This window comes from Pseudarthrobacter niigatensis, from assembly GCF_030812615.1.
GTDB lineage: Bacteria > Actinomycetota > Actinomycetes > Actinomycetales > Micrococcaceae > Arthrobacter > Arthrobacter niigatensis.
Window position 1 is genome coordinate 225,447 of the sequence record NZ_JAUSTB010000002.1, and the last position, 21,504, is coordinate 246,950.

Here is a 21,504-nt window from a genome sequence, read left to right on the forward strand (position 1 = left end):
GAACCGGCGACTAGCGTAGGCGGGCCGCGAGGGCGTCGTCTATCTTGCCCATCCGCTGATGAAGGGCATCGCGGATGCCGGCCGCCGCGGCTACCGCGTGCTTACGCCTGTTCGGACCAAATCCGAAGCGCACAACGTTGCTTTGGATTTCCATGTATATTCTGCGCAGGACCCAGACCGGCTGTTTCAATGCATACCGGCGCGCGAGTGTCAGCGAGTTCCGGGTGATGTAGTAGACCCGGAACGGTGCGTGGTAGTAGATGTACAGCTTTTTGGCCCCAATGTGCGCGTGCCAGCCGAGAATCTTCATCGGCCGTGCACTGCCCAGGCTGTGCTCAAGATTGCAGCCCCGTCCTGCCAGTGCACGGAGGCCGTGTTCCCGGAGTCGCGCATTGAATTCAGAATCCACGCAATCGATGAAGAACCCTTCGTCGAAGAGGCCAACTGCATCGAACGTGCGTGCCCGCACCAGTGTGCCGCTGGTCATGGGGTCGAAGATCTGGGGCTCATCCCGGCTGCCCCATACGGGCAGGGGAATATGATTGTGCGACTCCGCGCACACCATGCCTACACTGTGCGGGTCACTAGACGCTTCGACAGTAGCGAGAGCGGCACGGATGTAGTCTCCAGTGAACCTGGAGTCCTGGTCCATGGTGACAATCCACTCCGGGTTCCAGCGCTCGAGTGCTTCCTTGATTCCCGTGTTCAGGGCCTTGGCGATCCCGGAATTGATTCCGAGGCGCAGAACAACGGCACCTGCCTGCTCCATCTCTGCCAAGGCCTGCGATACATCGTCGCTCGAGCCGTCGTCGACAACCACGACATGGGAGACGAAGCCCAACAGCCACTTTACGTTGGCAACATTTTCTGCACCGGGGTTATAGGCAGATACGACTCCACACACATCGGGGTGGGGGCTGGTCGGCTCCGGGCCAGACTGGACCATCACGCCTTCCTCGCCTGACGCGAGCGCCGTACTGCAACGTAGACGTTGCGCAGGAAAGCCATTCGTGCACGAATTATTTTTGAGGCTGAGCGGATGCCGTGGGGCGTCAGGTTCTCGCCGTGAAGTCTGTGCAGGATGGTGTCTTCTTCCATGTAGACGATGGAGCGGTTGACGTTGCCCACGGTGGCAAGCCACTGGTCATGGGATTCGTTCATGTAGTGGGGGAACGGCAGTGCCTGTGCCAAAAGGTTCCGCCGGACGGCCATCGCGCAACCCCAGTGGAGGCGGTAACCGACCACAATGCCCAGAAGGTTGCGCAGGTGGTGGGTGGAATCCTTGGCCCGTAAACGAATTTCGTGGAATGAGCCGGGTTTTCCGTCGAAGTGCCTGCAGTTGCTCACCACCATGCTCTTGCCGTCCAAGGCCGAAATCATGCGTTCCACCCGGCCCGGGAGCCATACATCGTCCTGGTCCGACAGGAAAACGAACTCTCCCTGTGCCTCCCCGAGTGCTTTTTCAAACGTTGAAACATAGCCATGGTTATGTTCGGCATTGATCAGCCGGATCCGACGGTCCGGGACAGCGGCGACGATGGCAGCAGTGTTGTCCGTGGAACAGTCATTGACGACAATGACTTCGTCGTGGGGGCCGAGTTCGGGAAGGATCGACTCGATTTGCTCGCTGATGTGGCGGGCGCCGTTGTAGGCAGCCATGCAAACACTGATGCGCGGCCGTGTGGTTGTGGGCTCCAAAAGTAATTCTCCTCACTCCGGGCGGTGCCAGCGGGGCGGGCAGGACCCCAAGCAGTCTAGCAAGCCGTGCCTGGCGGGCCCGACAGGGGCCCGTCAACTATAATCGTGGGGAAGCCGCCGAGTTCTTCGAGCGGAGCCCACGGAAGGAATCCCAGGTCCATGACCGTTGACGTAATGCTGCCCTACTACGGCGATGTCGATCAGATGAAGCTCGCAGCCCGAAGCGTGATGAACCAGGAGAACGAGGACTGGCGGCTCATCGTGATCGATGACGGCTACCCGGACCCCGAACCGGAACGCTGGTTCTCGACCATCACTGACACTCGCGTTACGTACCTCAAGAACGAGAAAAACCTGGGCGCCAACGGCAACTACCGCAAGGCCCTGACCATGGTCGAGTCACCGTATGTGGTCATCATGGGCGCAGATGATGTCATGCTGCCCAACTACCTGGACGTCGTAGTGGATGCGTTCGAGACCTACCCGCATGCCAGCGTCGTCCAGCCGGGCGTCCAGGTCATTGATGAAAAGGGCATAGCCTGCATCCCCCTGGCTGATGCCGTCAAAAAGGCCTACGCCCCGAAGACCCGCGAGCGGATCGAGCTCAAGGGTGAGCAGATGGCTACCAGCCTGGTACGTGCTGACTGGGCTTACTTTCCGTCGCTGGCCTGGCGGTCGGAGACCATCGTGCGGATCGGCTTCACCGACGGCCTGGACGTCGTTCAGGACCTTGCCTTGCTGCTGGACATAGCGGCAGAAGGCGGTTCCCTGGTGGTGGACCCCACGTTGTCCTTCCTGTACCGGAGGCACTCGGCGTCGGATTCTTCCGTGCGTGCCCTGGACGGCCGCCGCTTTGATGAGGAGCGGCGCTTCTTTGAGGGGCAGGCCGCCCGGTTTAAGGAACTTGGCTGGAACCGCGCTGCCCGTGCAGCGTCCTTCCACACCACCTCGCGGCTGAATGCTGCATCCTTGGTGGTCAAGTCCGTGGCCATGGGCAAGGTGGACTCCCTCCCACGGCTGGCAAAGCACATCTTCGGCTGACCGATTGCATAGGAAAGGGAGCGCCCCGCGGGGTCGCTCCCTTTTTTGTTTGGTCCACTTGGCCAGTCGCGCGGAAGTGCTCCTGCTACGCAGCGGGGCCGGTGGTTCCGTCCTGTCGCGGGCGTGACCCGACGCTTTGCTGCAGTGCCGAAAGCTCCACCTTCAACAAGGCCACCTCTTCGCAAAGGATGCGCACCTCATCCTCGGCCTGCGACTGCTCACGGGACAGGTGAAGGCATACACCGACAAGGAGGACCAGGGTGGTGATGAAGAGGAGGTTCGCCGGAACCTGGATTCCGAGCAAGCCACTTGCTTGCTCGAGCAGCGCGGGAAAAGCGGCCAACAGCAGCGTGCCTATGCCGATGACAATCCAGAGAACGGCGTACTTCTCGCGCAGCTTTTGCCTTCGCAGCATCTCGAAGACGAAGAAGAGAATCGCCACGACGACGATGGAGCCCATGAGGAGAGACATGTGGAATCCTAGTTGGTGGAAGGTGTGGATTTCTTGCGCGTCAGCGCGAACAAGAGCGCCATTCCTGAGCGGCCGAGGTAGATAGCGGCTTTGATGGGGTCATGGCTCGGGGTGCCGCCCTGACGCTCCCTCATTGAAACGCCAACCTGCCGGACAGTGCAGCCCGAACGTATTGCCACGACCAGTGAATCAATCGTGTCGCCCAGGTACTCGGCGGGATAATGGTCCAGATATTGGCGGATGGCCTTGGCATTCGCTGCGCGGAAACCAGAGGTCACATCGGTAAGCTTCGTCCGTGCCAGCCGGGATATCGTCCAGGCCAGGACGTTCATAGCCCACTTCCGGGGACCGCGCACGGTGTAGTTTCCGGCATCTGCAAACCGGGCACCAATGGCGATGTCGGCGTCACGCAGTCCGTCCAGGACCGCCTTGATGTCCCGGGGGTCGTGTTGACCGTCCGCGTCCACCTGGATGACTTGCTTATATCCGTGCGCCTTGGCGTATTTGAATCCAGTGCGCATGGCGCCGCCGACGCCCATGTTGAACGGTAACTGAACGACCGTGGCACCGGCGGCGCGCGCAACCCGGGCGGTATCATCCCGGGAGCCATCATCCACCACCAACACATCGCAGGCCGGTCCGAACTCAAGGACTTCCGCAATGGTGTTGCCGATCGCCTCCGACTCATTCCAAGCCGGCATGATGACAAGAGTGTCGTGGCGTGCTTCGGTCATGCTGAAAATCCGCTCATGGTCGAATTGACGTACTCGGTCAGACGCAGCCCCGCTGCGGGTGCGTCGAAGCCGGCAGCCTTGATTTTGGACAGGTCAAGGACACTGTTAAGCGGTCGGGGCGCAGCATCCTTCCCTTCGAAGTATTCCTTGGTGCTTACGCCGGTCACTGAGGACCTGCTTTTGCCAGCCAGCTCGTAGACGTCTGCCGCAATGTCGGCCCACGACTGCGCCTCGCCGTCGTTACTCAAGTTGTACGTGCCATACGGTGCCGCTGTTTCCAGCAGATGCCGGATGCCAGCGGCGATATCTTCGGTGAAACTGAGGCGCCCGTACTGATCGTTCACTACAGAAGGCTCTACTCCACGCGACGCGAGTGAGGCCATGGTGCGAACGAAGTTGTTGCCTTCCCCGATAACCCAACTCGTGCGGACGATGTAGTGCCGGGGAACCACGCTGACGACAGCGTCGCCGGCTGCTTTTGTCTGCCCGTAGACTCCCAGCGGGGTGAATGCCTCCGTTTCGGCATGGACTTCCTTGGCTCCGTCGAAGACATAGTCGGAGGAAACGTGTACGAGCGTGAGGTCATGCTCAATGGCGATTCTCGCAAGCTGCGTCATCGCGGTCACATTGGTTGCCCAGGCGGCCGCCCGGCCATCGGGGGTCTCCGCAGCGTCGACGGCCGTGTAGGCAGCCGCGTTCACGACGGTGGAATAGTTCTTCCAATTGCGGGCCAGGAAAGCATCCGGGCTGCCAAGGTCGAACTCACCGCGCGATGCGAACTCGACGGAAGAGTCGCCGCCGTACTGTTTCCGCAGTGCTTTGCCCAACTGCCCGTTCGCCCCGACCACCAAGGTCTTCTTCGGTGGCATCGGCACGACGTCGGCCAGGCGGGGGTGGGCCTTGTCTTTTTCGGATAATTCGGCGTCGGAGAGCGGGATGGGCCATTCGATGGCGACGGTTTCGTCCGCCAGGTTCAGGAACGTGTATTGACCTTGCGCGTCTGCGGACCAGTGGTCGTTGACGAGGTACGTGTAAGCCGTCGAATCTTCAAGAGTCTGGAAAGCATTGCCGACGCCGCGTGGAATAAAGATCGCCTGGCTTGGATCGAGCACGGCGGTGAACACGGCACCAAACGAGGGTCCGTGGCGCAGATCCACCCATGCTCCGAAAATCCGTCCCGTGGCGACCGAGATGAACTTGTCCCAGGGCTCTGCGTGGATCCCCCGGGTAGTACCCGCCTTCTCGTTGAAGGAGATGTTGTTCTGTACGGGCCGGAAGTCCGGCAGGCCGAGTGCAACCATCTTTTCCCGTTGCCAGTTTTCCTTGAACCAGCCGCGGTTGTCGCCGTGGACAGGAAGGTCGTAGAGAACGACGCCGGGAATGGGCGTTTCGTGGACGGCGAGCATTTTAGAGAACTCGATGGACATGCCTTACTGGCCCTGTTCCTTGTACTTGGCCTCCGTGGCGGCCTTTTGGGGGCGCCACCAGTCCTCGTTATCCCTATACCAGGCGATGGTGTCTTCGATGCCGGTCTCAAAGTTTGAGAACCGAGGTTCCCAACCGAGCTCGGTGCGCAGCTTTGTTGAATCGATGGCATACCGCAGATCATGACCAGCACGGTCCACCACATGGTCGTAGGCGTCCGGGGCCTGGCCCATGTGCTTGAGGATCAGTTCAACGACGTCTTTGTTGTTCTTCTCGCCGTCGGCGCCAATCAGGTAGGTCTCCCCGATGCGGCCTTTCGCAATGATGGCGAGGACGGCCGAGGAGTGGTCATTGGCGTGAATCCAGTCCCGGACGTTTTCCCCCTTGCCGTAGAGCTTGGGCCGGATGCCGTCGATCACGTTGGTGATCTGCCGTGGGATGAACTTTTCCACGTGCTGGTAGGGACCGTAGTTATTGGAGCAGTTGCTGATGGTTGCCTGAAGCCCAAATGAGCGAACCCACGCGCGGACCAGGAGGTCGGACCCGGCCTTGGTGGAGGAGTACGGGCTGGACGGGTTGTAAGGGGTCTGTTCCGTGAAACGCTCGGGATCGTCGAGTTCGAGATCGCCGTAGACCTCGTCCGTGGAGATGTGGTGGAAGCGTTTGCTGTGCTTCCGTGCAGCTTCGATGAGGGTGTAGGTACCGATGATGTTGGTGTCGAGGAAGGGCCGGGGGTCGTGCAGGGAATTGTCGTTGTGCGATTCCGCTGCGTAGTGGACCACCACATCTGCTTCGGCAACGAGCCCGTCCACGAGTGCGGGGTCGGCAATATCGCCTTGGACGAATGAGAAGCGGTCTGCTGGAAGGCCCTGCAGCGATGCAAGGTTGCCGGCGTAGGTCAACTTGTCCAGAACAGTGACATGGTCTTCCGTGTTCTCAATAACGTAGTGGACAAAGTTTGAGCCAATGAAGCCGGCGCCGCCGGTAACAAGAAGTCGCTGCATAATTCCCAAGACTACCGGATTTGCCGCTGCACTTAGCTAAAGGAAAGATGGGTGCATGCGCGGAATAATACTCGCCGGCGGTACCGGCTCGAGGCTCCATCCCATCACTTTGGGCGTCAGTAAGCAGTTGGTCCCGGTGTACGACAAGCCGATGATCTACTACCCGCTCTCCACGTTGATCCTCGCGGGCATCCGGGACATCCTGATTATCACCACTCCCCATGATGCCGAGCAGTTTGAGCGACTCCTCGGTGACGGCTCCCGGTTTGGTGTTTCCATCACCTACAAGCAGCAGCCTTCACCTGATGGCCTAGCGCAGGCATTTGTTCTCGGTGCTGAGCACATCGGCGACGACAGCGTAGCCCTTGTCCTAGGCGACAACATCTTCTACGGGCACGGCATGGGAACGCAGTTGCGGCGATTTGAAAATATCGATGGTGGGGCAGTATTCGGCTACTGGGTGGCAGACCCGAAGGCCTATGGCGTCGTGGAGTTTGACGAAAACGGTAAAGCCGTTTCGCTGGAAGAGAAGCCGTCCGAACCGAAGAGCCACTACGCGGTGCCGGGACTCTACTTCTACGACAACGACGTCGTGGATATTGCGAAGAACCTCAAGCCATCCGCCAGGGGAGAGCTTGAGATCACCGACGTCAACCGTACTTACTTGGAGCGCGGCAAACTGCAGGTTGAGATTCTTCCACGGGGCACGGCCTGGCTGGATACAGGAACTTTCAATGACCTGAACGACGCGTCAAACTTCGTTCGGACCACGGAGAACCGGCAGGGACTCAAGATTGGGGCCCCGGAGGAAATTGCCTGGCGCCTGGGGTTCCTTACAGATGAAGAACTGCGTGAGCGGGCCGAACCCCTCGTCAAGAGCGGTTATGGTTCGTACCTCATCGACCTGTTGGAACACGGCCGCTGATCACGAGCAAGAAAGCAGGGGCGGGACCGCGAAAGCGGTCCCGCCCCTTTTTGTCAACGTGTCAGTTGAGTCGTACCTTCGCTCCGCCGGCCGAGGTCCAGCTGATGGCACCCCCCTGGAAGTTCTGGCTGCAGGACAACCTGTCGGCGGTGCACGTTTGGCCGCTTGTGGGGAAGGCCAGCGCACCGTTTTCGAAGCCTTGTCCTGCCCAGGTCTGCTGGATAGGCCCTGGCATCATCACTTGCGCGCCGCTGGCGGCGGACCACATGGTGGTTCCCTTCTCAAAGTTTTGGAAGCAACCACCGTTGCGCAACCCGCAGATGGCGCCGCTGGTGGGGTAGCCAAGTGAGCCGCCCTCGAAACCCGTGGTGGCCCACTTGTCCCGGATGGGGGCCGATGACATGGTCTGAGCTCCGGTGGCGGGGGAGTACATGACTGTTCCGTTCACGAAGTTCTGGAAGCAGCCGCCGTTCCGGAGACCGCACACCTGTTCGCTGGTGGGATATCCAAGAATTCCGTTCTCAAAACCGGAAGCGATCCACGCATCCCGGACCGGACCGAACGACATTGCATGTGCCCCGCTGGCATTGGACCACATCACAGTCCCGCCCAGGTAGTTCTGGAAGCACCCGGCACCGACCAGCCCACAGATGACATTTGAAGCGGGGTAGCCGAGGGCGCCGTTTTCAAAGCCTTGCTTCTGCCAGAAGTCACGGATGGGTCCCAGGAGGCTGGGTTGGGCGCCTGCAGCTGGGGAGTACATGAGTGCTCCCTTGGCGAACATCTGGAAGCATCCACCGTCCTTGAGGCCGCAGATCTGGGCGGACGCAGGGTAGCCGAGGGCCCCTCCTGCCGCACCAAGGTTCGTCCACGCCTGGGCCATGGGGCCAGCCGGGACCGTCTGGATCGGTGTCGCCGCGGAGTAGGCGACCGTGCCCTTTTCGAAGGACTGCCAGCATTCGGTCTGAACGGCGCCGCAGCTGGCCGGACCTGTCGGGTAGCCCAGTTGGCCGTTTTCGAAGCCGGTTTGTGCCCAGTAGTTAAGGATGCGGCCAGTCATTGCGTACGCCCCTGAGGCGGGTGAGAACAGAATGCTTCCACCCTGGAACAGCTGATAGCAGCCGCCGCCTCGTAGTCCGCAGACTTCCTTGGCAAGCGGGAATCCGATGGGTTCTCCCTTTGTCCTTGCTGCCTTCCAGGTGTCACCGATGCCCATGTAGATGGGCCATGCACCAGCTGTGGGTGTCGACCCGATGACTCCGCCGCTGAACAGCTGCGTGCAGTCGGACGCGCTGCAGCTTACATCTGTTGTCGGGAACCCTAGGAGGCCGTTCTCAAACCCGTCCTTGGCCCATGCGTCGAGGACCGGTCCCGATTTGACCAAGTGTGCTCCGCTGGACGGACTCCAAAGCGCGGACCCGGCTTGGAATAGCTGGAAGCATCCGCCAAACCGCAGCCCGCATGTCGCGTTGCTCGTGGGGTAGCCCCACGGGCCATTTTCGTAGCCTTGCGCGGCCCAGGCATCGCGAATCGCGCCGAATGGAACGAAGGCGGCACCAGTGGATGGCGACGACATGATGCTGCCGCCCTGGAAATTCTGGAAGCATCCGCCGTTTTTCAGCCCACAGATCAGGTCACTGGTCGGATAGCCTGCCGCGCTGCGTTCGGCACCGAGGGCCTGCCACGCTCCGGTAACGGGCCCCGCGGAAACGGCGAAGGCTCCGGACGCCGGGGACCACATCACGGTCCCGCCCTGGAAGCCCTGGTAGCAGCCGCCGCTGGTCAAGCCGCATGTGATGGCGGTGGTTTGACTGCCCAGCGATGGATGAGCCTTTGCATATGCCGCTATCTGCTGGGTGGCCTGGGACGGGACCTGGACGGAGGGCGTGCCGGTTCCGGCAAACCGCTGGAGCGATGCATAGTCACCGTTCCACACATTCGAGTCACCAGCCAGTGGGCCAGTGCTGCTGTACTGCCAGATGCTGTAGGTGCTCCAGCCTGCCGGCACCGCGCCGGCATCATCGCTGGGGGATCCGGGGTATGCGGCTACCCACAGCGGGTAGTCGCCAAAGTCTGTCGGCGTGCCGAGGCACTGGTTCCACCAGCTCGTATTGGTGTAGATAACTGGCAGCCGGCCGGTAAGGGACAGCATGGTGTTGCCAAAGTCCCGAACCCAGGAAGCCAATTGGCTTCCGGACATGTCGTAGCAGGTATTGCCGAAGTAGAAACCGTTGATCGTCTTGCCTGCATATGGATTGAACTCAAAATCCAGGACGGGCGGCATTGTGTACCCGTCAGCCGACCAGCCGCCTCCGTTATTTACGAAATAGCGCGCCTGGTCCGCACCCGAGGACCAATTGGGAATGGCGAAGTGGTAGGCGCCCCGGATCATTCCGACGCTTCGCGCGCCCTGGTACTGGGAGCCGAAGAGGTCATTGGTGAAGTAGTTGCCTTCTGAAGCCTTCACGTAGGCGAATCTGGCACCCATGTTCCATTGCTGCTGCCAGTCAACGCTCGTTTGGTGCCCGCTGACGTCAAGTCCCTGAACGCCAAACGAGGGCATCCATGTGCCTTGGGTGGACAACGATTCGGTGCTGAGCTTCCTGGCGGGGTCAGAGCTGTTCGATGCCGTGACCCTCGCGGAGCGCTGGCCCATCTCCGCTCCGCCGGGACCGATCGCCTGAGCCATGGTTTGTGGCGAAGGAGTGGGGCCCGGTGAGGTTGCAGGCAGGGGCGAGGTTGAAGGCAATGGCGCGGATGCCGGCGAAGGGGCCGACGTCGGAGCCGGTGATGCTGCGGTGCCCGGAGCTGAAGTGGAGGTAGCAGAAGGTGTCGGCGCCGGGCTGACTTCTGCTGCGGTGGCTACATCAGCCATGCCGGGTCCGGCGAGCAACGAGACGGCCAACAGGGCGGTCCCGAGGGACTTCATGACTGGGTGACGGGACTGAGACAGGTTCCGCTTCATATGGGCTCCGGAGACAATGTGGCGCTCCCCCGAGCGCCTCTTTGGATACTGCTCAGGTGATTTCCCCCAGGAAGGCACCTGATAGTGCTATTTCGATAAATAACGCGCTCACCATAGCACCCGTGTTACTGACGGAACCAGTGATTCTGGTGTTACTTATGTGAATCCTGTGGTCATCTGGATTTAATCCTGAGTCGTTCCGGTGACAATCTTGAGGTACCTCAGATATCCACATGCGCGCATAATGACTTGTTGCGGCCGGGGCAAGCTCCTTAGGCTGTAGCCCAAGTCGCACTGCCTCCGTCGGGGGCGGCAGTTGTATGGGGGAACATATGGACGCGCTGGGAATTGTCGAGGACGAAGTCCGCGAACTCATCCGTCGCCGCGGGCTGGACCCGCTAAGGCAGGCTGGTGAGGTCCGGCGCTTGGTTGAAGCAGCAGTAACGGACTATGACGAACGGGCACTGATGGGGCCTTTGCCGCCCATTGGCCCTCTCGACGCAGCCCGCCGGTTCCTCTTCGACGCCGTTGCAGGCTTCGGTGTGCTGCAACCACTCCTGGATGACCCTTCGATTGAGGAAATCTGGCTAAACGCACCCAACGAAATTTATGTCGCGCGCAACGGCGAGTCCGAGTTGACGTCGCTGAGCCTCACGGAGCAGCAGGTGCGCGACCTCGTGGAACGTATGCTCAAGAGCTCCGGCAGGAGGCTTGACATGTCCTCACCTTTCGTCGATGCGGCCCTGCCTGACGGTTCAAGGCTGCACGTGGTTATCCCGGATGTAACCCGCCGCCATTGGGCAGTTAACATCCGCAAGTTCGTAGTCAAAGCCAGCCGCCTGGAACATCTCGTGGAGTTGGGGACGCTGACGCCGCAGGCAGCACGCTTTCTCGGCGCGGCTGTGTCCAGCGGCCTGAATATCCTGGTATCGGGGGCAACCCAGGCCGGCAAAACCACCATGCTGAACTGTTTGGCTGCCAGCATCGGAAGCCGCGAACGTGTCATCACCGTCGAGGAAATCTTCGAACTGCAGTTTCCCCTCCGGGACGTGGTGGGGCTTCAGTGCCGTCAACCGAACCTCGAAGGTGAGGGAGAAATTCCACTCCGCCGCCTGGTGAAGGAAGCACTGCGGATGCGTCCGGACCGGCTGGTGGTGGGGGAGGTTCGCGAAGCCGAGAGCCTGGACATGCTCATCGCCCTGAACTCCGGGCTTCCTGGAATGTGTACGGTTCATACGAACTGCGCTTAAGGCATGACAGGGATTAGGAGCACGAGTTCCATCCGCATTAGGATCGCTGGATGACGAGGGTCGCCATATATGCGCGAATTAGCTCCGATCGAGAGGAGACCGAACTCGGCATTGAGCGACAAATTGATTCGTGTCAGGCGCTTGCTGACCGGTTGGGTTTCACCGTCGTTGCCACCTACGCGGATAACAACATAAGCGCATTCACAGGGAAGCGTCGTCCTCAATGGGAGAAGCTCAAGACTGCCATAGGCGACGGCTCCATCGATGGCATCGTGTGCTGGGGCATAGACCGCCTCTACCGCCGTCCGATTGAGTTGGAACATCTAATGGACCTGCTGGAAAGACGGCGTACGCTGTTCATTCATCCCGTCAACGCGAGCAAAGTTGACCTCAACACGACGGACGGACGGAACCAAGCTCGATTGGCGGTTGTGTTCGCGAACCACGAGTCCGAACGAAAGTCTGAAAGGCTGGTGCTCCAGCGGGAGCAAGCAGCGGCAAACGGGTTATGGAACGGTGGCAGAGTTCCCCTCGGCTACAAGAAGCACCCTACGAAAAGGGGCCACCTTCTCATCCATCCCGGTGAAGCTCGGGCCCTTCGACAGATCGCAAAAATGGTGTTAGCGGACAAATCCCTTTACGCCTGCTACACCTACTGGCTGAAAGTCACTGGCAGAACGATCGCCCAAAACACTCTAAAGAACGCGCTTTTATCGCCCACGATTACAGGGTTCAGAGTGCATCTTCCACAGCGAGACCGAGTCAAAGAGGCGATCCGTGACCTCTATCGCGATAGCAGTTTTTTGGACAAGCACACACTGCACAAAGCCACTGCTTGGAGTCCCATCCTCCAGTATGACGAATGGTTGCGCGTGCGTGGGAAATTACAGCGTCCAGAAGAATACGAGCGACGTGCCCAAGGAAAACTAAGCAGACTGGCCGGGGTGCTCTACTGCGGGGTATGCGGGGTGAAGCTGGGCTTTGACGGCAAGTCCTATAGGTGCTCAGTAACTGGCACCAACGGGACGCCCGGTGGACATGTGGGCATCCAAGCCGAGAAGACCTGCATGTTGGTGGAGGGGCTGATGTTGGAGTGGCTGCAATCAACAGAGACGGAGCTGTCACCTCCGGTAGTTTCTTTGGTTGATCGAACGGGGGAGTCCAACGAGCTTCAGCAACGCATTCAACGGAACAAAGATATGTACGAAGCTGGTGAGATCGCTGCCCTCGACGAACTACGTGCCCGGAATGAACCCCTGCGGGTTCGGCTACGTGAGTTGGCGAAAGCTCAGGCTATGCATGACGCGGCTCACAACCTTGTTTCGAACAAGAAGATGATGCTGGACCAGTGGGACGAGTTGGACGGCGATCAGCAGCGCGCTGCGATGAAGACGGCAATGAAGGTCTACATCATGCCAGCTTCAAAACGCGGCAACGTATTCGACACTGATCGTCTTGTTCCTATTTATCTCAATACTGGCAAGAAGGAGCCCGCACTTTCTGAGTTGCCTGCCATTCAGGCCAAGCAGCGTGCGCTCAGCGCTCCCTAAGTGCCCGATAAATTGTTGACTCGGACACCACCATCTCGTCTGCAATTTCCTTGATGGTGTATTCCTGTGAGTCATACATGGTTTTGACCATCTTTAGCTTCTGAGTGCTAAGTTTTGGCTTTCGACCGCCTACGCGTCCCCTTGCCTTTGCTGCATCAACACCGGCTTGAACCCTGCTACGGATAGTGTCTCGTTCCCACTGTGCCACGCTCGCCAGAATGTTTAGTTGGAAGCGGCCAACTTCGGTGCGGGTATCCAACCCTTCGGTTAGCGATACCAGCCCTACACCTTTTTGCTGTAGCTGCTCAACGAGTTGCACGAGGTGGATGAGGGAGCGTCCCATACGGTCAATCTTCCAGACCACCACGGTATCTCCACTGCGAAGGTGGTCGAGCATGATTTGGAGTTGCGGGCGTTCAGCCCTTGCACCGGAGATCGTGTCAATGTAAATCCTGTCCACGCCGTACGTCGTAAGGGCGTCCTCTTGCAAGGAAGCGTCTTGGGAGCCAGTACTGATGCGTCCGTAGCCCCAGACCTTGCCCGTTGAATCCACCGTCGTCGTCATGCCGGTAGTCTTCCATGGCAGAAGGTAAAATGACAGTAAGGATTATGACAGTTTGATTCTGAAAGTCTTATTGACAGCAGAAAGCCCCGGAATACCCCGATTAAAGAGGTTTCCAATCCGGGCGATCGAAACCTATAGTTTTTGACAGTGTCTTCTGAGGTCTACCCCTAGTCCTGATCACCGGTCATGACAACGCAGCATGAACCATGAATCCAGCCGCCTAATGTGGTGTCATGAACAAATTGCGGTCAGTGTCGGGGGAGACCGATGAGATAACGGAAGCTCTACAGCTCGCCATTTATGTGGATGAGGTGGGCAGGCAGGCGGAAATCGCGAGCAGATACCTGACTCGCGCTTGGTTGCGGGCAATGCGTCCGGAAACCGACTCCCACGACACAATGGTGTGGGGAGACCTTCAAGCCGCACTGTTCGCCTGCATCGTTATTCAGCGGATGCTTCAGCCCGGACCCGCATTCAAGCATCCCGAGGCTACGAGAGCGCAACGGCAAAAGCGGCTGAAAGAACGAGCACGCCAGCTTAACGATATCCTCCACCTCGACGATGAGTTCCCCGTCCTCAGGGTTCGGGAGATCAGAAACGCCTTCGAGCATTTTGACGAAGGACTCGACGCGCTAGTTCTCGCGGGCAGGTCTTCCTTCATTGACTGGCACATCAGTAGGGACGGACTCTCGATGAGAACGCCGCCCGGTCACGACGGTCCCGTCCTTCAAGCACTGAGAGCCTTTTACCCGGCTGGCGGCACCCTCCATTTCGGAGACCTCTTGTTGGACATATTCAGCATGGACTGCGCGCTGATCCAGTTGAAGGATGAGCGCGTACCACGGGCGCTCGATGAACTGGGAGACATAACCGCCACGGGTCCCAAGCTCTTCGGTGCGTCGCAGCTCATTCACCTACTTCCACCGGACAAGGTCTTGCCTCGACTTGATGAATGGCTTCGGGTGCGTGGACAACTGGGAAGCCCTGTGCCCTTCACTCCACCCGTTGAGCCGTGTCAGCCGCCTGCCTTTCCCGCTGGTGTCGCCGCATCACCCTCGTCGGATGCTTAGTCACCCATGCGACGCCGGTTCTCTTGTAGTACCAGCGCTGAGGGGGATCAATGAAGCTGTAGATGACCCTCCACACTCGTGAGCGGAATGGAATCCGAACTTTGTCGTTCGTCCCGAGGTCCTTCCGGATTGCTGTTTCCAGAACCTGATAAGCTTCCGAGCGTCGTCGCGACCAGTGGGCGAACTTGTCATCATCGTCGATGTTCACCTGCTGCCCAGCTACCTCAAGGACCACCAGATAATTCTGCGCCGCGCTTCGTACAGCGTAGGGAGCCACAATGAACAACTTGGAGTTGTAGGTGTCCTTGATGTCGTCAAGTGGGGTCTTGAGCTGCTCCTTGGTGGCACGGTAGAAGTCCAAGGACCTGCTCGATGCATGAGCCTGTCGCAGCAGCGAACTGTAGACCTCCAGCCGTTGATTCCTCAGCCACTGCTGGTGCTCTGTCTTTTTACTGATGAGGAGACCTATGAGCCCCGCCACGGCAGTTAACACGGCCCCAATCAGTACCCCCAACAAATTTTCCATAGGCAAAGTACAGCAGATCGGGCAAGCTGGATTTCGAAGCAAAGCTATCGCTGGTTAATGTCAGGCAGGTGTGAGGGTTCTGTTCCTCACGCATTCAGACACTCACAACCGGCGACGCGCATCTCGAAACCGGATTGCCCTCGCACCCCGTGCGGATGTGACCAGCAAGCAGCTCGCATTGTGCTCCCAATGCGACTCGGCACTTTGGAGACATCACGGACCCTCACTACGGGTGAGCACCGGGGACGCATGCACCTGCTCAGGGCCTACGCAGATACGACCGCAGGACGACACTCGCAAAAGCAGAACATCTGTGCAGTGGCTTCACCAACCGGCGTTGTGGCTGGGGCGAGTTGTGGTGATGAATAGCAGGATGGGCGATTGTTGATGGGGGTGGCGTCAGCTTACGGTGTTACCCACGGGCTGAGCGGTTCGACGCCCGAGATCAGCCGTCCATCCGATAACGTTATGAGCGAGCGGCGCATAGCCACAAGAGCTAAATCTGGGGAGCAGCATTGCAGGGTGTAATAGACGAACCGATTCTAAACAACCCCTACGATCCGCCGTCTCGCCACTACGTTCTCGGTGCCAATGGGCCTACGGGCGAGATCAAAGCTGGGCGCCGTTCCAGCGAATCATTTGTGCCAATCGCGGTGAGTCGCAAGGGTAAGCTGGACGCCCCATCCGCCATGGGACAGGAACTCTTTGACTTCGATACAACTCACGAGCGGCGAGAACGCAACATCTTGGTCAACGAGCTGCGTATCGAGGTTGCGCGCTGGAGGCAGTTCAATTATGAACATGCCACGCCAATCAGTAAGAAGCTTCTCTGGCATTGGGCAAATCCCGACCGTGATAACCGTGTTCTGTTTGGACAGCGCGAGGCGGCAGAGACCGCCATCTTCCTCACTGAAGTGGCAGGTCGCCACGGCTATACCGACTGGCGTGTCAGGATCAATCAGGCGAATGCCGAATTTAACTCCGACCTCCCTCGCATCGCACTCAAGATGGCGACTGGATCGGGCAAGACGGTCGTTATGGCGATGCTCATCGCTTGGCAGACACTCAACAAGGTATTGGGTAACAAGAACGACGCTCGATTCACGAAGAGGTTTCTTCTTGTTGCGCCCGGAGTGACCATTCGAGACCGCCTCCGGGTGCTTTTGCCGTCTGACAGCGAGGATTACTATACAGCGCGAGACCTCATCCCCGCTGATCTAAAGCACGGCATCAGCTCCGCCGAGATCGTAATTCATAACTACCACGCGTTTATGTTGCGGGACGTCAAAGAGATCAAAGGCGTCGCTGCCCTAACACGCAGGGTTTTGAACGCGGGAAACTCGGGTCCTGATCCTTTCAAAGAAACGCCCGACATGATGGTTGCAAGGGTGCTCCGAGGCTTTTCAGCGAGCAAGGGCAAGTCTGAGATCATGATCTTCAATGACGAAGCGCACCACTGCTATCAGGACAAGCCCGTTACCGGAGAAGTGGACGTCAAGAAGCTGTCTGCGGAGGCTAAGGCGGCGAAGAAGGAAGCCGAAGAAGCAAACGCCGAGGCGCGCGTTTGGTTTAAAGGTCTGCAAGCAATCGCCAAAAAGGTCGGCGTTAAGCAGGTATTCGACCTTTCCGCCACGCCGTACTTCCTCTCGGGGAGCGGATACAACGAGGGATACCTCTTTCCGTGGACCGTGTCCGATTTCTCTCTCATGGACGCTATTGAATCCGGCATAGTCAAGATTCCGAGGACGCCGGTCGATGATGACTCGACTAGCGAATTGGTAACCTATCTCAATCTCTGGGACCACATCAGCCCGCCGTTGCCGAAGACGAATCGAGGAGCACCTGCCGACAGTCGAAATTGGTCCCCACCTACGGCGGTCGAAGGCGCCCTAAAGAGTCTGTATCGCTCGTACGAAGCATCGTTCCAGCATTGGGAAAACCACCTTAAGGACCACGGCGAACCTCCACCCGTGTTCATCGTTGTGTGCCCCAACACGGTCGTCTCACGGCTCGTGTTCGACTGGATAAGCGGCATCTACGATGCCACCGAAGATGGTGTGCCTGTAGAACGGGCTGCTGGCAACTTGGAGTTGTTCCGTAACACCGAAATGGGGCGGCCCCTCCGGCAACCACGAACGATTTTGGTTGACTCGAAAACTCTTGAGTCCGGAGAGGTCCTCAGTCCCGACTTTCGGCAGGCAGCTTCGGCGGAGATTGCCGTGTTCAAGCGCGAATGGGCGATACGGCATGCTGGCGCAGATGTCTCCAAAATCACCGACGAGGACATCATGCGTGAGGTCATGAACACCGTGGGCAAGAAGGGCAAATTGGGTGGTGAGGTCCGCTGCGTTGTGTCGGTGTCCATGCTGACTGAAGGCTGGGACGCCAACACAGTTACCCACATTCTCGGTGTTCGTCCGTTCAGATCGCAGCTCTTGTGTGAGCAGGTTGTTGGTCGCGGACTGCGGCGACGCCACTACGTTCTCGGCAACGACAAGAAATTCGAACCAGAGTACGCGAATGTATACGGTATCCCCTTCGCATTTATTCCTACAGACAAGGAGATCGTCGAGCACCTTCCGAAGCCCCCGGCGCTGGAAGTTGCCGCGCTCGAAGACAGGAAGCACCTCGCCATTGATTTTCCGCATGTCAGCGGCTACCGGGTCGAGATTCCTGACGCAGAAATCACCCTAGAGCCGGGCAAAGTGGTTCCGTTTGTGGTTAGCAAGGATGAAATTCCGACTTGGACGGATACCTACGGCATCGTCGGCGAAGGCGAAAGACAGACCCAAATCAATCCGGAGGAAATCCGGACCCAGCAGGTCGCCTACGCTCTCGCAAGCCGTGTATTGAAGTCACATTTCACACCCTTGGGCGACGACTCCAAACCTTGGCTTTTTCCCCGACTCGTCCATATGGTCAGCCAATGGCTAGACTCTGCTATCGACTTGCGGGACGGGTTGTCAATCGGGCACCTCATGCTCTCGACGGAACGGCTCCACGCGGCGGGAGAAGCGTTCGTCGTGGCGTTGGCAATCCAATCTGAAGCGGAACGCACAGAGCACGTGATGCCCGTTTTGAGGAGCATGCAACCGACTGGATCAACGAACAATGTCTACTTCCTGAGTCGGAAGCCCGCCATGAAGACTGAGAAATCGCATGTCTCCCACGTTGTCTTTGACGGAAAGGACGGCAATACATGGGAGCAGATTATCTCGCTCGAGTTGGAGCGCCATCCTGAGGTGCACTCGTATGTGAAGAATGATCATGTTGGATTCGCCATCCCGTACCTCCACAAAGGACGGTCGCACGACTATATTCCAGATTTTCTTGTGCGCCTGAAGCGCAGGGATGACGAAGATGTTGAGCGCACTCTGATCATTGAAGTCTCTGGTGGTCAAAAGTCACCGGGACCCACCAGAGCCAAGGCAGAGACCGCTCGATACTCGTGGTGCGCCGCCGTAAACAATCACGGAGGCTTCGGCAGGTGGGCCTTCCTAGAGGTCACGACTATGCTCGACGTCGAATCCGTGATCAGCGGGGCCATCAACCAGCTTTTGAATGATGTAGAAAGGGAGACCAAAAATGCCTCCGCGTAAGAATACTTTGTCTCCCACTCCCGTCGAGTCTGTTCACCACGCCGACAAGAGGAAAAACATCCCCACCGCTGACGCCCACCACTTCGTGACGGAGGAGATGGAACAGCCAAAGAGTCTTCTTTACCCTCGTGACCCATCACTCGATCCCCAGTTGGTGTGGAAGGGCAAGGATGAACTCGACTCCTCCGATCTGGTCATTGACGCGCCGCCGATCTATATTCAGGAGAAAATCGACTCACGCGTTCTCGTCGAAAATCTTCGAAAGACCGCAAAAGAGACTGGACCGGAACCGGAGGAAACTCTTTTCGACCTGTTTGATGGGCTGGATGAGTATTCAGCGGTTGATTTCTATCAACACGAGGCCAACTGGTCCAACAGAATGATCCTTGGTGACTCACTCCAAGTGATGGGGTCGCTCGCCGAGCGCGAGAACCTTCGTGGGCAGGTTCAAATGGTTTTTATCGATCCACCCTACGGCATCAAGTTCGGCTCGAACTGGCAGTCTTCCACTCGCAAGAGGAGTGTGGCCGACGGCAAGTTGAGCGACGCTGCTCGGGAAGCCGAGCAGATCAAAGCCTTCCGGGACACATGGGAGCTGGGCATTCACTCGTACCTCGGATATCTCCGGGATCGTCTCATCGCCTCGCGAGACCTTCTGACCGAGTCCGGTTCTATCTTCGTTCAGATCGGAGACGAAAACGTCCACCTCGTCCGTAGCCTTGTTGACGAAGTCTTCGGTAGTGAGAATTCCATGGCACTCATCCCGTTCAAGAAGACCAGTGCAGTAAATGGACTGGGGCTGGATGGAGTTAACGACTACCTTATTTGGTACGCGAAGGACAAGAGCGTCGCAAAGTACCGCCAGCTTTATAGTGATTCTGACCTCTCCTTTAGCGCGTTCCCCTATTTTGACGGAGAGAGAGGTGGAGAACGTTCGACTCCGAGTAAGCCGGGAACCCCGTCAGCGCGATTCCGAACAGACAACTTAACGTCGCAGAGTGGTGGCGCAACCACCTCGTTCACGGTCACCCACGACGGCGTTGATTACCTTCCAAGCCGGGGAAACTTCTGGAAGACAAACGAGACCGGGATGCAGCGCCTACGTCAAGCAGGACGGCTGGAAGGAAACGGCAAGACCCTGTCTTTCAAGCGCTATTACAGTGATTTTCCAGTTCGGGCCCTAACAAATTGGTGGGATGACACCGTCCAGAGCACTTTTGCTGCGGAAAACCTATACGTAGTCCAGACATACACGAAGGTCATTCAAAGGTGCATGATGATGTGCACCGACCCCGGCGATCTCGTTATTGATCCGACATGCGGTTCGGGGACTACTGCCTATGTGGCAGAACAGTGGGGGAGACGGTGGATAACCATCGATACCTCAAGAGTTGCTTTAGCCATTGCGCGGCAGCGGTTGATGGCTGCTCGATACCCCTATTATCTGCTTGCTGATTCTGTAGAGGGGCGGGCAAAGGGCGCAGACGCTTATAGGCAGTCAACGAGTCGTGCTTCGATAACGAATGACATAAGACACGGGTTTGTATACGACCGTATTCAAAGAATCACGTTGAAATCCATTACGACGAACCCTGATATTCGTGACGGGATGACCAAAGAGCAGGTAGATGCCGCCATCAAGCGCCATGCCGACTATGTCTCGATCTACGATAAGCCCATAGAAGACAAGAACAAGGTTCGTGTCTCCGGTCCCTTCACGGTTGAGTCCCTTACACCTCACCGTTCAGTCACCTTCGACGATACGACACCCCAAGCGTCACGTGAATCCGCTTCTTCACTGCTTAAAGACAATATCGACGACATCCCGTTTGAACAGTCGATTCTGGACAATCTCATGAAGGCGGGTATTCAGAACGGCAAAAAGGCGGAGCGTATTGTCCTGTCGTCGATCGAGATGTATCCGGGCAGCTTTATGCAGGCGGTGGCTACCAGCACAGAGTCCACGGGCGAAAGCAGGATCGGCTTAGCGATCGGTCCTCAGTATGGGACGGTTTCGCCAACTTTTGTTAAGAAGGCGGCGCGAGAAGCTATAGAAGCCGAAGACATCGACATGCTCTGCGTGCTCGGATTCGCCTTTGACCCGCAAGCCACGAACGTGACCAAGGATGACGGCGTGACTGTGGATGCGTCTGACGCCGGTTTTGCAGAAGTGGCCGGACAACGAAGGCTCGGCAAGGTCAACGTCTTATTTGTCCGGATGAATTCTGACCTGCTCATGGGCGAGGACTTGAAGAAGACGGGAACAGGCAACTTGTTTACTGTGTTCGGAGAGCCAGACATTGAAGTAAAGACTGATGCTGGCACGGTCATAGTTGATCTGAGGGGTGTGGACGTATTTGATCCCACTACTGGTGAAGTACGATCTGGCGGCACCGACAAGATTGCATTGTGGATGATCGACACCAACTACAACGAGGAGTCGTTTTTCGTCCGGCATTGCTACTTTACGGGCGGGGGAGACCCTTTCAAAAAGCTCAAGTCCACCCTCAAGTCGGAGATCAATGCTGAGGCATGGCAGTCCTTGTATTCGACTACCTCGCGTCCGTTCCATAAGCCTGACACGGGCAAGATAGCAGTCAAAGTTATCAATGACTATGGAGATGAAGTAATGAAGGTCTTCGTGGTTTAAGCAATAGATTTTTGACCACTGGACCGGGAC

At 58.0% G+C, this 21,504-nt stretch carries 15 protein-coding genes and 1 pseudogene; 7 read left to right on the plus strand and 9 right to left on the minus strand.

Annotated features, from left to right (window positions below; genetic code table 11):
- Positions 1 to 10: 10 nt before the first annotated feature.
- Together J2T23_RS04115 and J2T23_RS04120 are read right to left on the minus strand one after the other, a co-directional pair.
- Positions 11 to 946, minus strand: coding sequence for a glycosyltransferase (locus tag J2T23_RS04115; RefSeq protein ID WP_307357482.1), 936 nt, complete (start codon positions 944 to 946; stop codon positions 11 to 13).
- Complete coding sequence (locus J2T23_RS04120; protein WP_141159988.1) at positions 946 to 1,698, minus strand: glycosyltransferase; 753 nt, start codon at positions 1,696 to 1,698, stop codon at positions 946 to 948. Before J2T23_RS04120 ends, J2T23_RS04115 begins: the two co-directional genes overlap by 1 nt.
- 159 nt (positions 1,699 to 1,857) lie before the next feature.
- Here J2T23_RS04120 and J2T23_RS04125 point away from each other — a divergent pair, with 159 nt between their 5' ends.
- The gene (locus J2T23_RS04125) at positions 1,858 to 2,739 is read left to right on the plus strand and encodes a glycosyltransferase family 2 protein (RefSeq protein ID WP_141159989.1); all 882 of its coding nucleotides are present in this window, start codon (positions 1,858 to 1,860) and stop codon (positions 2,737 to 2,739) included.
- 85 nt (positions 2,740 to 2,824) lie between these two features.
- Here the strand turns inward: J2T23_RS04125 and J2T23_RS04130 are convergent, their stop codons facing one another.
- Genes J2T23_RS04130 through rfbB form a run of 4 tightly spaced genes read right to left on the minus strand, consistent with a single transcriptional unit; the run spans position 2,825 to position 6,374 of the window.
- Positions 2,825 to 3,211 (minus strand): DUF2304 domain-containing protein, encoded by a 387-nt coding sequence (locus J2T23_RS04130; protein ID WP_141159990.1) that lies wholly within the window; start codon positions 3,209 to 3,211, stop codon positions 2,825 to 2,827.
- A gap of 8 nt (positions 3,212 to 3,219) precedes the next feature.
- Entirely contained in the window at positions 3,220 to 3,945 is a 726-nt protein-coding gene (locus tag J2T23_RS04135; RefSeq protein WP_141159991.1) for a glycosyltransferase family 2 protein, read from the minus strand.
- On the minus strand, positions 3,942 to 5,372 hold the full coding sequence (locus J2T23_RS04140; RefSeq protein ID WP_307357487.1) for a sugar nucleotide-binding protein: 1,431 nt from the start codon (positions 5,370 to 5,372) through the stop codon (positions 3,942 to 3,944). The genes J2T23_RS04135 and J2T23_RS04140 overlap by 4 nt, the downstream gene beginning before the upstream one ends.
- 3 nt (positions 5,373 to 5,375) lie before the next feature.
- Positions 5,376 to 6,374: a dTDP-glucose 4,6-dehydratase gene (rfbB, locus tag J2T23_RS04145; RefSeq protein WP_141159993.1), complete on the minus strand. Its 999-nt coding sequence runs from the start codon at positions 6,372 to 6,374 to the stop codon at positions 5,376 to 5,378.
- Between the two features lie 55 nt (positions 6,375 to 6,429).
- Between rfbB and rfbA the strand changes: the two genes are divergently transcribed.
- On the plus strand, positions 6,430 to 7,299 hold the full coding sequence (gene rfbA / locus J2T23_RS04150) for a glucose-1-phosphate thymidylyltransferase RfbA (protein ID WP_141159994.1): 870 nt from the start codon (positions 6,430 to 6,432) through the stop codon (positions 7,297 to 7,299).
- A 61-nt stretch (positions 7,300 to 7,360) separates the two neighbouring features.
- Here the strand turns inward: rfbA and J2T23_RS04155 are convergent, their stop codons facing one another.
- Positions 7,361 to 9,862: a GH25 family lysozyme gene (locus tag J2T23_RS04155; protein WP_141159995.1), complete on the minus strand. Its 2,502-nt coding sequence runs from the start codon at positions 9,860 to 9,862 to the stop codon at positions 7,361 to 7,363.
- A gap of 734 nt (positions 9,863 to 10,596) precedes the next feature.
- On the opposite strand from J2T23_RS04155, the pseudogene J2T23_RS04160 reads away from it, so the two are divergent.
- Positions 10,597 to 11,511 (plus strand): annotated as a pseudogene (locus J2T23_RS04160) (TadA family conjugal transfer-associated ATPase); the annotation flags it as partial.
- 53 nt (positions 11,512 to 11,564) lie between these two features.
- Positions 11,565 to 13,064, plus strand: coding sequence for a recombinase family protein (locus J2T23_RS04165; RefSeq protein ID WP_307357490.1), 1,500 nt, complete (start codon positions 11,565 to 11,567; stop codon positions 13,062 to 13,064).
- On the opposite strand, the gene J2T23_RS04170 is transcribed toward J2T23_RS04165, so the two are convergent.
- On the minus strand, positions 13,051 to 13,629 hold the full coding sequence (locus tag J2T23_RS04170) for a recombinase family protein (protein ID WP_307357492.1): 579 nt from the start codon (positions 13,627 to 13,629) through the stop codon (positions 13,051 to 13,053). The genes J2T23_RS04165 and J2T23_RS04170 overlap by 14 nt on opposite strands.
- A 233-nt stretch (positions 13,630 to 13,862) precedes the next feature.
- Between J2T23_RS04170 and J2T23_RS04175 the strand changes: the two genes are divergently transcribed.
- The gene (locus J2T23_RS04175) at positions 13,863 to 14,699 is read left to right on the plus strand and encodes a hypothetical protein (RefSeq protein WP_307357494.1); all 837 of its coding nucleotides are present in this window, start codon (positions 13,863 to 13,865) and stop codon (positions 14,697 to 14,699) included.
- Here J2T23_RS04175 and J2T23_RS04180 read toward each other — a convergent pair.
- Positions 14,623 to 15,213 carry a hypothetical protein gene (locus J2T23_RS04180; protein ID WP_307357496.1) on the minus strand — a complete coding sequence of 197 codons (591 nt, stop codon included), beginning with the start codon at positions 15,211 to 15,213 and terminating at the stop codon, positions 14,623 to 14,625. The two genes, J2T23_RS04175 and J2T23_RS04180, sit on opposite strands and share 77 nt — an antisense overlap.
- Before the next feature lie 527 nt (positions 15,214 to 15,740).
- Here J2T23_RS04180 and J2T23_RS04185 point away from each other — a divergent pair.
- Together J2T23_RS04185 and J2T23_RS04190 are read left to right on the plus strand one after the other, a co-directional pair.
- Positions 15,741 to 18,824: a BPTD_3080 family restriction endonuclease gene (locus tag J2T23_RS04185; RefSeq protein WP_370871389.1), complete on the plus strand. Its 3,084-nt coding sequence runs from the start codon at positions 15,741 to 15,743 to the stop codon at positions 18,822 to 18,824.
- On the plus strand, positions 18,811 to 21,474 hold the full coding sequence (locus J2T23_RS04190) for a site-specific DNA-methyltransferase (protein ID WP_307357501.1): 2,664 nt from the start codon (positions 18,811 to 18,813) through the stop codon (positions 21,472 to 21,474). Before J2T23_RS04185 ends, J2T23_RS04190 begins: the two co-directional genes overlap by 14 nt.
- Positions 21,475 to 21,504: the final 30 nt, after the last annotated feature.

Coding starts and splice junctions, on each gene's coding strand:
- J2T23_RS04115 (WP_307357482.1), bottom strand. CDS start 946: ATGGTCCAGTCTGGCCCGGAGCCGACCAGCCCCCACCCCGATGTGTGT.
- J2T23_RS04125 (WP_141159989.1), top strand. CDS start 1,858: ATGACCGTTGACGTAATGCTGCCCTACTACGGCGATGTCGATCAGATG.
- J2T23_RS04130 (WP_141159990.1), bottom strand. CDS start 3,211: ATGTCTCTCCTCATGGGCTCCATCGTCGTCGTGGCGATTCTCTTCTTC.
- J2T23_RS04135 (WP_141159991.1), bottom strand. CDS start 3,945: ATGACCGAAGCACGCCACGACACTCTTGTCATCATGCCGGCTTGGAAT.
- J2T23_RS04140 (WP_307357487.1), bottom strand. CDS start 5,372: ATGTCCATCGAGTTCTCTAAAATGCTCGCCGTCCACGAAACGCCCATT.
- rfbB (WP_141159993.1), bottom strand. CDS start 6,374: ATGCAGCGACTTCTTGTTACCGGCGGCGCCGGCTTCATTGGCTCAAAC.
- rfbA (WP_141159994.1), top strand. CDS start 6,430: ATGCGCGGAATAATACTCGCCGGCGGTACCGGCTCGAGGCTCCATCCC.
- J2T23_RS04155 (WP_141159995.1), bottom strand. CDS start 9,862: ATGCCCTCGTTTGGCGTTCAGGGACTTGACGTCAGCGGGCACCAAACG.
- J2T23_RS04165 (WP_307357490.1), top strand. CDS start 11,565: ATGACGAGGGTCGCCATATATGCGCGAATTAGCTCCGATCGAGAGGAG.
- J2T23_RS04170 (WP_307357492.1), bottom strand. CDS start 13,629: ATGACGACGACGGTGGATTCAACGGGCAAGGTCTGGGGCTACGGACGC.
- J2T23_RS04175 (WP_307357494.1), top strand. CDS start 13,863: ATGAACAAATTGCGGTCAGTGTCGGGGGAGACCGATGAGATAACGGAA.
- J2T23_RS04190 (WP_307357501.1), top strand. CDS start 18,811: ATGCCTCCGCGTAAGAATACTTTGTCTCCCACTCCCGTCGAGTCTGTT.